Annotated in this window: 12 protein-coding genes, 1 tRNA gene and 1 CRISPR repeat array; of the genes, 4 read left to right on the forward strand and 9 right to left on the reverse strand. The window is 33.5% G+C overall.

Annotated features, from left to right (window positions below; genetic code table 11):
• The first annotated feature begins 3 nt into the window (after positions 1 to 3).
• Positions 4 to 1,092: a zinc-binding dehydrogenase gene (locus DFR85_RS16970; protein ID WP_110269306.1), complete on the forward strand. Its 1,089-nt coding sequence runs from the start codon at positions 4 to 6 to the stop codon at positions 1,090 to 1,092.
• Here DFR85_RS16970 and DFR85_RS16975 read toward each other — a convergent pair whose 3' ends face one another.
• Positions 1,093 to 1,482: a CBS domain-containing protein gene (locus DFR85_RS16975; RefSeq protein WP_110269307.1), complete on the reverse strand. Its 390-nt coding sequence runs from the start codon at positions 1,480 to 1,482 to the stop codon at positions 1,093 to 1,095.
• Between the two features lie 65 nt (positions 1,483 to 1,547).
• Positions 1,548 to 5,060: a CRISPR direct-repeat array (repeat unit 24 nt; unit sequence CTTTCAACTCTATGGAAGATTAAC).
• A 1,618-nt stretch (positions 5,061 to 6,678) separates the two neighbouring features.
• On the opposite strand from DFR85_RS16975, the gene DFR85_RS16980 reads away from it, so the two are divergent.
• Positions 6,679 to 6,819 (forward strand): hypothetical protein, encoded by a 141-nt coding sequence (locus DFR85_RS16980; RefSeq protein ID WP_168367103.1) that lies wholly within the window; start codon positions 6,679 to 6,681, stop codon positions 6,817 to 6,819.
• A gap of 297 nt (positions 6,820 to 7,116) precedes the next feature.
• On the opposite strand, the gene DFR85_RS16985 is transcribed toward DFR85_RS16980, so the two are convergent.
• The 7 genes from DFR85_RS16985 to DFR85_RS17015 form a co-directional block, all read right to left on the reverse strand.
• Complete coding sequence (locus DFR85_RS16985) at positions 7,117 to 7,392, reverse strand: type II toxin-antitoxin system RelE family toxin (RefSeq protein ID WP_110269308.1); 276 nt, start codon at positions 7,390 to 7,392, stop codon at positions 7,117 to 7,119.
• Between the two features lie 348 nt (positions 7,393 to 7,740).
• Positions 7,741 to 8,031, reverse strand: a complete 291-nt coding sequence (locus DFR85_RS16990) for a hypothetical protein (RefSeq protein WP_110269309.1) — start codon at positions 8,029 to 8,031, stop codon at positions 7,741 to 7,743.
• Positions 8,032 to 8,092: 61 nt separating this feature from the next.
• Positions 8,093 to 8,224, reverse strand: a complete 132-nt coding sequence (locus DFR85_RS32095; RefSeq protein WP_281351053.1) for a hypothetical protein — start codon at positions 8,222 to 8,224, stop codon at positions 8,093 to 8,095.
• Between the two features lie 218 nt (positions 8,225 to 8,442).
• A tRNA-Glu gene (locus DFR85_RS17000) sits at positions 8,443 to 8,517 on the reverse strand.
• Between the two features lie 40 nt (positions 8,518 to 8,557).
• Entirely contained in the window at positions 8,558 to 9,040 is a 483-nt protein-coding gene (locus tag DFR85_RS17005) for a hypothetical protein (protein ID WP_110269310.1), read from the reverse strand.
• Entirely contained in the window at positions 9,037 to 9,654 is a 618-nt protein-coding gene (locus tag DFR85_RS17010) for a hypothetical protein (RefSeq protein WP_110269311.1), read from the reverse strand. Before DFR85_RS17010 ends, DFR85_RS17005 begins: the two co-directional genes overlap by 4 nt.
• Positions 9,655 to 9,686: 32 nt before the next feature.
• On the reverse strand, positions 9,687 to 10,688 hold the full coding sequence (locus DFR85_RS17015) for an acryloyl-CoA reductase (RefSeq protein ID WP_110269312.1): 1,002 nt from the start codon (positions 10,686 to 10,688) through the stop codon (positions 9,687 to 9,689).
• A gap of 188 nt (positions 10,689 to 10,876) precedes the next feature.
• Between DFR85_RS17015 and DFR85_RS17020 the strand changes: the two genes are divergently transcribed.
• A complete protein-coding gene (locus DFR85_RS17020) occupies positions 10,877 to 11,308 on the forward strand; it encodes a PqqD family protein (protein ID WP_110269313.1) in 432 nt (143 codons plus the stop codon).
• Positions 11,309 to 11,331: 23 nt separating this feature from the next.
• The gene (locus tag DFR85_RS17025) at positions 11,332 to 12,513 is read left to right on the forward strand and encodes an amidase (RefSeq protein ID WP_110269314.1); all 1,182 of its coding nucleotides are present in this window, start codon (positions 11,332 to 11,334) and stop codon (positions 12,511 to 12,513) included.
• Here the strand turns inward: DFR85_RS17025 and ppcA are convergent.
• Entirely contained in the window at positions 12,503 to 14,035 is a 1,533-nt protein-coding gene (gene ppcA / locus DFR85_RS17030) for a phosphoenolpyruvate carboxylase (RefSeq protein WP_110271737.1), read from the reverse strand. The genes DFR85_RS17025 and ppcA overlap by 11 nt on opposite strands.
• Positions 14,036 to 14,051: the final 16 nt, after the last annotated feature.

The raw sequence follows: 14,051 nt of genomic DNA on the forward strand, positions 1-14,051 counted from the left end.
TATGTGAAAGCTGCAGTTTTATATAAATATAATGAAAAATTAAAAATAGTTGACAATGTAAAAATTGACGAGCCTAAAGCTGGAGAAGTAAAATTAAAGGTAGTAACAACAGGAATGTGCCACTCCGATGTAAATGTATTTGAAGGAAAAACTCCTGTTCCAACTCCAGTCGTAGCTGGCCACGAGATTGCAGGAATAGTGGAGGAGATAGGAGAAGGAGTTACTAGAGTTAAACCAGGAGATAGAGTAGTTTCGGCATTCATACATCCATGTGGAAAATGTAGAAATTGCGTATCAGGTCATGAGAACCTTTGTGAAGTTTTTTCGCAAGTAAGATTAAAGGGAACAATGATGGACGGAACCACTAGACTAAGGATAGACGGACAGCCAGTAAGAGCATTTCTAGGAGGAGGATTCGCAGAATATTCTATTGTTGGCGAAAATGCTCTTACAGTAGTTCCACCAGACATGGATCTAGAGAAAATAGCAGTACTTGGTTGCGCAGGCTTAACAGGATATGGTGCAGTAGATTTAGCAAAAATAGAACCTGGAGAGACGGTAGCAGTTATAGGAGTCGGAGGTGTAGGTCTTTCAGTTATACAACTCTTGAAAGCCTCGGGTGCAGGAAAGATCATAGCTTTAGGAACTAAAAAATGGAAGCTAGAAAGAGCAATTGAATTAGGAGCTACTGATACTATAAATACGGAAGAAACGGATCCGATAAACGCTATAAAGGAAATAAGTAATGGAGGAGCTGATGTTGTTATTGAAGCAGGAGGAAACGAGAAGACTATCCAAATGGCACTAGACTCTGTAAGAATAGGAGGTAGAGTAATCCTTGTAGGATTACCTCCAGCTAATGCATTAATACCAATTAAAGAAGCTTCCATAGTCAGAAATGGGATTACGATAATTGGAAATTATGGAGGAAGACCAAGAGTAGATATGCCAAGATTACTTGACATGGTAAAATTAGGCAGATATGATCCAACCAAACTAGTTACTGGAAAATATACATTAGATGAAATAAACGAGGCTGTAAAACTTTTACAGGAAGGTGAAGCAATTAGAAGTTTAATAGTACAAAAATAATTACCAAATAGACAAATCTGCTGTTACTAATCCTAACGCTCTAGCTACATCTCTTAAAGAGACTACACCTATTATTTTCCCAGATTCTATAACAATTAAATGTCTAATTTTTTTAGTCGTCATTAAAAGTGCAGCATCGCTAACATCCGTGGAAGAATCTGCAGAAACTAAGTTAGTACTCATAATATCTTTTATAGGAGCACTTAAGGATATGTCGTCTGCAATAGCATAAACTATATCTCTCTCAGTAACTATACCTTTAGGTTGTTCACCCTCAGTTATAAGAAGAGAACCTACTCCTTCCTTTTTCATAATCTTACATGCAAAAGATATAGTAGTATCTTCTTCAGCCGTTACGGGAGGCCTAGAAACCAACTCTTTTAATATCATCGCTTATACTTAACTATAAAGAGATATTTATTACTTACTAGCTAAGGCTCTGTTTCGTTATCATTCTTTCAACTCTATGGAAGATTAACACATACCTACTGTTTCTTGTCTGATAGAACGCATATGTACTTTCAACTCTATGGAAGATTAACATACAGAAGAATCTTAGAGCAATTTCTTCACCTATAAGAACCTTTCAACTCTATGGAAGATTAACGGAAACTTTTGGCGGAGTTTTGCTCCACTGGATTAGATATCTTTCAACTCTATGGAAGATTAACTGCTAGCGTCTTGGCCTTACATTTTAGGAGCGATAGCAATCTTTCAACTCTATGGAAGATTAACCATTGGGTTTGTTGCTTTAGTGGGAGGAATCGTCGAGTACCTTTCAACTCTATGGAAGATTAACAAATGTACTTAGTAACAATAGTATACCAATCATGCCCAGACTTTCAACTCTATGGAAGATTAACCGATATTATCAAGGTAACATATACAGTATGGGGAAATGGCTTTCAACTCTATGGAAGATTAACAGACGTTTGTACGTCTTCAGCATACGTTAGCCATAATGTCCTTTCAACTCTATGGAAGATTAACAATAATCCAGATAGCTCAACTTGCGGGATTTGGGAAGTTACTTTCAACTCTATGGAAGATTAACAAAAACCTTGAGGAGTAAAGGCATAGTAATAAGTGATAGAACTTTCAACTCTATGGAAGATTAACTAGAGGTGAACCTGTGGATTTTAGTAAGAATATTATTGTCTTTCAACTCTATGGAAGATTAACCAATTTAAAGGGTTTGACCACGCGTACTTAGACTCACAACTTTCAACTCTATGGAAGATTAACCAAAAGAGGTTGGTTGGAAATATTTTTCAACAATAATACTTTCAACTCTATGGAAGATTAACAAAGAAATATTTAAAAACCCCCCAATATTTCTCAGAGAAACTTTCAACTCTATGGAAGATTAACATTTCAGATGGTGAACTTGCAGTTAATTTTAAACAATTTTTCTTTCAACTCTATGGAAGATTAACAGAACACATAAGGATATTCTTAGACTCAAATGCAGACAGGCTTTCAACTCTATGGAAGATTAACTAACGTTTTCAATGCATAGCTATTAATTATTTTGTAAATTCTTTCAACTCTATGGAAGATTAACCAACTTCACCTGGGATACGTGAAAGAGACGAGACGATCTTTCAACTCTATGGAAGATTAACACGTACCAGCGGATGGTCGGAACTCCTGAACTCGTAAAGTACTTTCAACTCTATGGAAGATTAACGCGTCGACCATGTCAACGCCCACGCCCCAGCTCATTTCTTTCAACTCTATGGAAGATTAACATTATTATTTAAAATCAGGGTTGAAATTGCAAAACTCAAACTTTCAACTCTATGGAAGATTAACTCATAGATAATATTGACACTTATAAAAAGAAAACTGCGGAACTTTCAACTCTATGGAAGATTAACTGTACTGCTCCAGTCACAACGTTGACTATTGCGTTTAATACTTTCAACTCTATGGAAGATTAACGGTTCTCTTTAACAGAACCTAACGGTGTCTTCTTAGGTGCTTTAAACTCTATGGAAGATTAACAGGTTTTGAGTTTTTAGAGTCTGGCGATAAGCCAGAAATTCTTTCAACTCTATGGAAGATTAACTCGAAAAGTTAATTGAGAAGGTAAATTCGAGTAAGAAACTTTCAACTCTATGGAAGATTAACATGGTGGAGCAGAATACGACTTTAGACTAGAATATAGCTTTCAACTCTATGGAAGATTAACTTCCATGTTAGCCTATAGGTATTCTGTTGATGGTACTTTTATCTTTCAACTCTATGGAAGATTAACCTTATACTCAAACCGACAGAAACAGCATTAATTACTACCTCTTTCAACTCTATGGAAGATTAACAAATGGCTCAAAAAAACTCCCCAGTTTAGTGTAGGAACTTTCAACTCTATAGAAGATTAACAGCTGTAAAGTAAAAGCTGCAAAAGTGAAGAGTTAGACTTTCAACTCTATGGAAGATTAACACATTTTCTACTGCGTCAGCACCGACACCTAACGGTTTTACTTTCAACTCTATGGAAGATTAACTAGGTTTCAGCACTTTAGGGTATTCTTTTCTCAGCGACGACTTTCAACTCTATGGAAGATTAACTTAAAAATCGGGGTTTCTTATATGGATAAAGTGAAAGCTTTCAACTCTATGGAAGATTAACAAATCATCAGTCGGCGGTTCTAGATAAGCGTTAGTAAACCATGCTTTCAACTCTATGGAAGATTAACACGGAGTGGATTATACGTTTATGCTTTATGACGTTGATGATACTTTCAACTCTATGGAAGATTAACGATTTGTAATTGATGTAGCTTATTTACAGTAGTAAGGGCTTTCAACTCTATGGAAGATTAACGTTTTTTTGGCTATTGATGGAGACGATGATATAAATTGAACCTTTCAACTCTATGGAAGATTAACAGACTTTATGAATGATAAGCTCAAGATCCTGGACAAACTTACTTTCAACTCTATGGAAGATTAACACAATATACAGCACAGTTTACAATGTTAAGTCTTATTTCTTTCAACTCTATGGAAGATTAACCCAGCATTTCTTCTACCTGAACGCTGCTACTGGCGTATCTTTCAACTCTATGGAAGATTAACAGCGGGAAAAGCAAAGCAGCTTAGAAAGGAGCAAAGAAAGCTTTCAACTCTATGGAAGATTAACCCGTACTAATCGTGGTTTATATAATATCATTCTTTCTATCGTTCTTTCAACTCTATGGAAGATTAACACTTGCCTAACTTCATTCTAATTCTTCTAATTCTATCTTTCAACTCTATGGAAGATTAACTATTCTATGGATGGAGAAATATAATGAAATGGATGGCTTTCAACTCTATGGAAGATTAACCCATTAAGTATAAGCTTATTATCATTATTACTAACTCCTTTCAACTCTATGGAAGATTAACAAAAGGCTAATAAAATGGGGATTTGTAGAAGCTGAAGGTATCTTTCAACTCTATGGAAGATTAACGGTTGAGGCTAGTGAGGTTCTTCGTAGGTGCACCAACTGCTTTCAACTCTATGGAAGATTAACGTAATTTTCCAACTGTTTTACCAGGAAATCCAATCCACATCTTTCAACTCTATGGAAGATTAACATGTTCTCATTATCGTTGGGTGGAATGTAATGAAGCCGTTCTTTCAACTCTATGGAAGATTAACGAATATAAATCAAAATGACAAAATAATTCAAAGGTATAAACTTTCAACTCTATGGAAGATTAACAGTCATGTATCTCAAAAATGTCGAGTCCTCTCTGGTAACACCTTTCAACTCTATGGAAGATTAACTGTAGATTATAGTAATAGCATGTGGTGCATGAGACTTCACTTTCAACTCTATGGAAGATTAACTCCACTGTTGAACCACATCCCCAGAACACTTCGATACCTTTCAACTCTATGGAAGATTAACTAATTCTAACTATGAGGCTAGAGGAAGGGCGTGTACTAACTTTCAACTCTATGGAAGATTAACCGAATGTTTTTATACTTCTATTATTTTTCTTTTTCCTTCTTATTTAAGGTTTTCTTTTTGTTGGTTTTTTAGTTGTTTTCTTTTTTTCTTTTTTAGAATTTTTATTCATTTTTTATCTATCCCGTGTGATTTCGGGATTCTCATGAAGAGAAATTTTTTGTCTTCATAAACAGAGCGTTAAAAAATTTTATCGTGAAGTGAAAGATTATCCCGATTTTAGAAAAAAATATAGGGATGAAAAGAAAAAATGGAAAATGCTAACAATCTCTTAATAATGAAATTTTCATTCTCACTTCATTAAGCAATTACCTTAAGTACTCATAATACCGAAGGAAATTTTAGGATAAGCAGACTAAATCAGTAATGTTTTAGTATTTTTAATTAATATTACTAAATTTCGTGAAGTAGGGGTCTTTTTATATTGCCTATTATTTTCTCACCCTTTTTCTCTATCAAATAGGTCTTCTTTTCTGTCTTTTGGTCTTTCGTCAAATAACAGGTTCTGCCCCAGAAGTAAATAAGCTTGTACCATTTTCTCTCTTTTTAAATTTCTGAATAATAATATGATTAATACGAATCCAGCAGAAAGAAATGCCTCCTTCGATAAAGCGAAAGCTGCTAAGAATATTTCTCCTAACGAACTTGTAATGGTTTTCTTCCTACTTTGTCTATTAATGGAATTCCACTGAACGAGAAGCTGAAAACCGCTGATACTATGATGGAGAACATTGCAGGGTTGTGAACTATCACGCCCTTTCTCGGTAGACCCAAAATCTTATTACTAAAAATAATTTTTATTTGTTATTAGTAATTCATGAGGATTTAATGAAATTAGATAATTAATTTTACAGTATTTTTTAGAAATTTTTAAGGATTATATTAGATCTTTTATATTTCTACAAGTAAACTGAGGAATATTATAATATTAGAAAATGATAAAGACATGAATAATGAAATCTGCTTTATTTGTATCAATTATTTAATACATTATTCTTATTACTTATGTTTATGAGTATAATAAAATATATTCTTTTACTTATGAAGAAAAAATATGAGGTTTAGTGTTGAATTCATATTTTTAAAATAATTTTGGATCTACCGTCAGGAGGGGTCTTCCACCCCCTTTGAACACCTGATCATGATAAATTCCTATTGACAACGTTAGTCAGAATAGTCAGTTTGCGTATCCAGTTAGTCATAGAGGAACTATACTCAGGAGAATGAGGGCTAGTATGAAATACAATGAAACCCTATGGAGGTCTTACATATAACTATAAAATACTTAATTTAATTGAAACTCGTTATCACTAGTATTTTCGAAAAGTTCTTAGACTAGGATTTAAATGTAAATCCTTAAGACTAAGGCTATAAACTTTCTGAAAGCGCTAACATTACAATAAATGTATAGTGCACCCATACTGCATTATCTCGCCACTCACTTGCATATTATTAACTAAATGAAAGAATTTTTGCTGAGTTAACTGGAGTTTTTACATTTTTTAATTGAATAAAGCTGGAATCCTAGGATAGGCTTATGCTACTTACTTAATATTTTTCAAAATTAAAAGGAACTTGATTAGCACATTGTTTTAATAACCTCTTTGAGAAGTTCATACATATGAAGAGCGGAAAAGAGGGCGAATATTATTTCGTAACAATTGAAAATGATGAGGAGTTGGAGAAGTTAAAGGAATTAACGCTCAAGAAAGTTAGTGCTAGAAACGGTAAGCTTTCTTATGCCTCCCAATCCTCCAAGTGAACTACCACGTCCTAACGGACGTGGCTTCCTGCTTCAAAGCCGAGGCTTGCCAAAGGTAGAGGTCTCAGCTCCACAGGCACTAAGGGTCGTTCCGACCCCGAGCACTAATGTGAACCCACAGTATCCCCTTATGGGACTGTCGAATGGAGCAGAGGCGTACCACATAGACCCTCGCTTTAACCAAGGCGTCTCAGCGACGCTTACTCCGTCAGTGACTGCCATTAATAGAATATTTGAAAAAGAAGTATATAAGTTTTACAAAGGGGGCAATCCATCTCCACCCTTGCGGATGGAGTCTTACGCCCCCTTTGAACCCCTTGTTAAGATAAAGATCGTACAATTTTTTGGTTCAAAACTATAAATTATCCTTATATCTCCGGTTACTTCTATAGAGAATAAAGGCCTTCCGTCCTTATCCGTTTGGTTCTTCAATTTCTCTCTAGTATACTTTTTAGGGTCTTCTCTGAGCAAATATAATCTATCAAAGATTAACATTACAACTTCCTCATGAGGAAATTTCTTAGCCAAAAATTCAGATAATTCTTCAAGATTAGTTATTCTCTTCCTAAACATGAACTTCAATTCTCACTTCTCACAAGCCACGATAAAAGAATAGGAAAAATGTATTTAAAAATTTTTCTACTCATTTATTATCTCATTAGGGATAATAGTTGTAATAATGATAATAGTGGTAATCATAGTAGTGAATGAAATGTATTGCTACAAACAGCATTACTCCTAAGAGGATTGCCAAACCATTGACAAATGGATTATAATAAGAAAAGTGGGCGAAAGCAATTCTCCTCCATTTTCCATTCACTTTATGGTATCCCTCTCTCGGTGAAGACATCAAGAAGCATATGAGAAGAACCAACAAATCATTAGGTGACTACAGAAAGAGGGAAAGGGTTTAAAAAGGAACTAAGCCTCATGGGGTACTTCTATCATAGAGACGGGTTTACTTTTACCTATAGCGTCATATTGATGATGCTCCTCTCTAACCCCAAATGGAGTTTTCAGTATTGTATAACCATAACCATCATTACTAAAATCTCTTATCCTTATATCACGAACTAACAAACCGTCTATCATTGCTATTTCGCCGGCAAACTCCTTAGGTTCTTCTATTAAACCTATACCGTAAATATGACTTTTCAAGACACTATTTTCCCTCTCTAATTTATCTGAAGAAAATATTACTCGTATTTCCATGCCGAATAACTTTGCTATGTCTCTCTTTTCACTAGTATTCCCTATATAGGAAAATACTAGTCTACTGTTTAAAACCGTAAAGTGTATCTGATAGTTCTTCCAAACTAAGCATTTCCGCAACTTCATCTACCACGTCGTCTGGAACTTTCTTTACCTTACTTGAAATATACCTATATAAAGTACTCCGATCCACGCCCAGCTTTTGTGCGACATAGCTTAGCCCATATTTCTCTGTCGCTTTTTTTCAAAATTCGGATTTTTGCTCACTATCGAGTTTATTTATGTCAATCTTTGTAGTAATCTCACATTCTATTATTAAATGGTGAGGGTGTTGCAAAAATATCCTTCACTGTTGCAGATCCATTATATTTATAGAGGACTTAACTCTCTTTCAATTCAAGGGAAAATTAGTGCTCCGGCCGGGATTTGAACCCGGGCCACGGGCTTGAGAGGCCCGCATACTTGACCGGGCTATACTACCGGAGCAATTAATACTAGAATATAAGGTAATATAAAATTTTCCAGCTTAGCCTATAATTTTTATTATTTCTTTTATTGCAGCTTCTATATTATCACATAATAATTCAGCATAAATTATTTGATTATAAGCTATGACAAATCCATTACAAGAATTTATAAAAGAAAAAGTATATCCTTTTCTATCGAATTCTATTCCCCTTAATATTTTCTTAAATCCATTGGAGTTTATTGAGTATATTAATTTGCCTTCAGTATATATTATCCTTTCATAATCAGAACGTGAAATACGTTTAGAAAATTCGTACAAAGTCAGTCTTAATATGTCCTCTTCTGATATTCCTTCTTTACGTAATATGCTGGGGACTTCAAATAATCTACTAGATTTTTCTATTGCATTATTAATGTCCTTTTTTATTCTCTTAGCGTCTTTTAAATCCCTTATACACTTTTCTACAATTTTATTTGAATTTTTAACGTCCCCTATCCAGGAAAGTAAAAATGCTCTATTTAAGTCATCAATACAGCTCATGGCTTAATCACCAACATAAGGGAACTAAGTCCATTATAGTTCATTACATATGATAAAAGTGAATAATTATCTGGATATCGTAGGTTCTCAAGATTTAGTATATCTTTTTTAATATTCTCTGCAGTTATATATCTATTGTAATTTATTGATGATCTAGAGTTTACTAGTAATATGGCAGATTTAGTAATTCCTAAAAATTCTACTAATTTTTTATTATTGTCTGAACTAATAATAGTATCTGGAGAAACACCTAAATATTTAACTATTCTTAATGGAATAATTCTTGAGATATCTATATCGAATTTAGTGTAAAGAATAGCATATGTTAAACTTTCACCTAATGTGGCCGAAATATCGCCAGAAAATAATTTGCCTGACCATCTGCCGTCATAGTAATCTATTAGATTATCTGCTATTCCTTCCACTATTCTACCACTGAATATTCCTAAAATAGTAATTAATTTTGGATCTATTTCTAATTCTTCAAAATAATCTCTACTTTCAAATTCGTCTAAAATACAATTTACAACTTCATTTAAGTCTGAATTTGAGTCTTTGTCAGTATGAGGTAAAATGTCTGAGTCTATGCTAATCCAATATAGTTTAATCTTCACGAATATTAATTAAAGGACTACAAAATAAAAATTTAGGGTTTTAGAAGTACTTTGCCTACTTTATGTTTATCCTTCAATATTTCATATCCTTTATCAATTTCTTCCAAATTTACACTTCCAGCAATTACTGGAGATATCTTACCTTCTGCAGTAAGCTTTAATGCGCCTTCTACATCTTTCTTTGTAGCACTAGCATGACCAATTATTTCTATATCTTTTAGTATAACGTAACCTAATTTTAGCTCATAAATTTTTGAAGGATCGACATTACCTATTTGAACTATCCTACCACCCATCCAAAGACTTTTAAGACTTTCATCGAACGTAGGAGTTCCTACAGTATCTATAACTACGTTAACGTCGTCTATTTTTCTTGCTTCTTTAGAAAAATTTGTACCAACTATAACATAGTCTGCATATTTCTTTATAATATCTGCTTTTTCTTCTGAAGTTGTTACTCCTATCACTTTAGCACCCATAGCTTTTGCCACTTGTAAAGCATGTATTCCGACTCCTCCACTAGCTCCAGTAACCAATACTGTTTCTCCTTGTTTAAGTTTAGCTCTTGTCAAACCTCTATAAACCATACCAGTAACACAAGGCACTAATACAGAACCTTCATCTTGAGTTCCTTGAGGGACTTTTACTAAACTTGTCACTTTAATTTTTGCATATTCTGCAAAAAATCCGTCTAATTCCTCAGAATAACCTAATCTGGAATGGCAATATGCCTCTTCTCCTTGCTTACAATACTTACAAGTGCCATCTGGAGCGTAAAGAAGAGAAACCACTTTGTCGCCTTTTTTAAAGTTAGAAACGTTATTTCCAATTTCTTCTATAGTACCTACAACCTCATGTCCTAATATTACAGGGTATTTCATTCTTGGATAATAGCCTTGCAACTGTAATAGATCTCTATAACATAATGCTGCTCTATCTACCTTTATTACTACCTCATCTGAGGAAGGTTTAGGATCAGCTACTTCTTGGATCCTATAACCTTGTTTATATCCAGTTACTACAACTGCCTTCATAAATTTAAACATGTTTATATTGCTTAAAAATATATCTGAGACATTATAAGAACATTTTTGATATTACTATTAGCTATGGTTTTGTAGTAAAAGTAATTTTCAAAATTCTACATCCCCGTTTTAATTCCTTCATTATAAAGACATTTGTAGATATAAGGATTTTATCTTTTTATAATCTAGATAATAATATGAAACTTAAAGTCCCCCCAAGGATAAAAGTGTTAGAGGCGTTAGGGGCTATAGCCGATGGCAGAATCAAAAAAGTCGAAGATCATTATGAGGTTATTTCCTCCGAAGGAGATCGCATTTACAATGTAAAGATAAATGGAGAAAAAGCATATAGTAACGACAATGGAACGGTTTATAGAAATTATATAGGATATCCCATAATAGCAGTACTAATGTTAGAAGGTAAATTAAAATATGATGAGAAAATATCAAAATCCCTAAAAGGAATAGATTGGAAAAGACTTAATGAAACATATAAAAATTATGCTAAAGTAGAGGAAATAGTAGATAAAATAGCTGAAGAGAAAGGAGTTAATAAGGAGGAAATAAACAATATAGTAGAGGAAGTTTTAAATGAGCTCAGAAGACTATCTCTTGAAAAAGCTTCCTGAACCATTATTTTCAGTGAATAAAGATGTCATTAGAAGAATTAAATACCAAATACAATGCGTTTATAACAATTAAGGAGGTAGCTCCTAATTCTAACGGCCCATTATCTGGGCTAACATTTGGAGTTAAGGACATTATACTTACAAAAGGAATTAAAACCACTGCTGGCTCTAAAATTTTAAAAGATTATATTCCACAAAACAATGCATGGATAGTTAATAAAATACTTAATAACGGTGGGAAAATAATAGGGAAGACAAATACTCATGAATTTGCTATAGGTGCTACAAATACTTCTTCTATAGCTGGACCAGCCAAAAATCCTATAGATCCTGAAAGAATAAGTGGAGGATCAAGTGGAGGATCTGCTGTAGCTGTAGCACTAAATATGGTAGATGTTGGTATAGGAACCGATACTGGAGGTTCTATAAGGATTCCTGCATCATTATGTGGAGTTATTGGATTTAAACCTACTACTGGAATAATACCTACTACTGGAATAATACCATTTAGTTGGACTTTTGATACAGTAGGCTTTCTAACTAAAAACATGAATACTTTAAGGAAAGTTGTTGAAACTGTAATTCCAGTTGAAAATAAAGATGTTCTAATTTCTAAAACACGATTAAAACCGAGATTAGGCATCTTTCTATTTTCTGACGATCCTGCATCAAGAGCGTTAAAACCATTGTTGAATAAGTTAACAAACTATTTTGATTTAGTTGATATTAATCTGAACTTTCTCCAATTTTTCGGTGGGAACATAAGAGGAACAATAGCATTAGCCGAGGGTGCAAGTTATCATCGTGATTGGATAGAATCAATTCCTGGTGAGTATTTTCCTGATGTCAAAGCTTTATTAATGGAGGGAGTAAAAATTAAGGCTATAGACTATTTAGAATCTCTAAGAGCTAGGAGAGTCGTCCTGGAAGAGTATATAAAAGCATTTGAAAATATTGACGCAATAATCTCTCCTACAACTAAAATTCCTGCACCTAAAATAAGCGAAGTAATAGGAAAAGAAAAGGATTTTAGAAGCTTGCTTGTAGCTAATACTGAGCTTTTTAGTGTAGTAGGTGCACCGTCAATCAGCATACCTGCAACAAAAATTAATGGTTTACCTATAGGTCTAATGATAAGTGGAGAACCTTATAATGATGGAGTTGTATTAGACATAGCTGAAAAAATTTTATCTATTATCCAATAGATTTTCTTATAAGAGCCATTTCTTTAGCATATTGCCTTATTTCTTCTTCTCTTTTTTCTCTGCAAGCTAAAAGTAATAAAGAGGACAACAGAACATGTTTTTTGGAATTGAAATCTTTATTATCTATCTTTATTCCTAGGTTGTTTTCGAGAAATGTTATATCGTTTTCTATCATCTTTATTATATTCTCATCTATATTCCATATTTTTCGTATTAAATCCAGTGAATCTGGATTTATATATTTCGCACTTTCCTCTAAGTCCTTTTTCATCATGATGTAACTCTTGTTTAATAGATCCGTTTCTTCATTAGATAGAGAAAGTAACGAAGAAATTCCAAATATTTCTGGTGGCAGACCTATAGAGTACAATGTTCCAACAAATGTTATTGCCCTAGGTAGGGTTACTTTTCCAGTACTTCTAGCATATCCAAATAAGCTTATATGAAGTTTTCTAGCTCTCCTCTTAGGTAAGAAAAATGCTATGTAATTTATAGCAGGAGCTAGACTTTCAATAATTGGTTGATAACTTACTACATATCTCTCTATTATCCTCTTAAGGATCTTCTCTTCTTCTTCCGAAAATACTAATGGCTCCGTTATTCCTGTGTTGTTTATATTATTTATAGATTCTTTAATTTTATTCTCTTCATAATCATATTTATATGCAGATTGTATAGTAAATGTATATACGCCTTTATACTCTTTAAGATGATTCTCGTAATTATCAGGGCTTAAGTGGCCTCTAAAAGGTAAAGAACCTACTCCTATTATTGGAAATATATCAATGTTCAATTTAGACTTTAACGTATATAATTTGCTTAGTGCATACTTTGCGAGAAGTACTGCTGAAAGCATTCCATAATTCATAGCTGGATCAGACCTTGCTATAAATATCCTCATATAATTGGGTTTTATCGCTTTATAATACCCAGTGACTATATCCTCAACTTTTAGGAGTGAGTCTTTATCTTCTATTAAAGGTATAACTTCAACCTTTTTTGGATTTATTTCTCCTACAAAATCTTTAACATATATACCATCATTAAGTTCTATATTTTCCTTACCAGATACTGCCTTTTCATAGTACTTTGCTACGGCAACTATTTCAGTATAGTCTGTTGTAAAAGGAAGAATTACTTCGAAAACTGGTATAACTTTTTTGTTATAGAATTTTTCTGCTACATCATAGGCTATAGGTATGCTTTCCATGGTTTCTGCAAAAACTTTTCTTTCTGCACCTTCTATTTTAGGGTTAGGTAACCTATAAGTTAGAAATATATCCTGACCCAATAGGTTTTCTTTAAAATATTCTGAATAATTTGATAAAAGTTTTCTAACTACGTGAGTATCTACATCTTTACCTTCAGCGTCCCACATTACTTCGTGAGTCCCTAATGTCATATAAGAATAATATGCTTCAACTACTTCATCGTCTCCTTCTATAACTTCACTTCTAGCCCATTCTGGCACTCTTGCGTTATCTGGGTGTTGTGTAGACATAGTTCTAGGTATTTTTCTCATTTGTACCTTTTTCAAA

The organism is Acidianus brierleyi, assembly GCF_003201835.2.
In the GTDB taxonomy this organism is placed as follows: domain Archaea; phylum Thermoproteota; class Thermoprotei_A; order Sulfolobales; family Sulfolobaceae; genus Aramenus; species Aramenus brierleyi.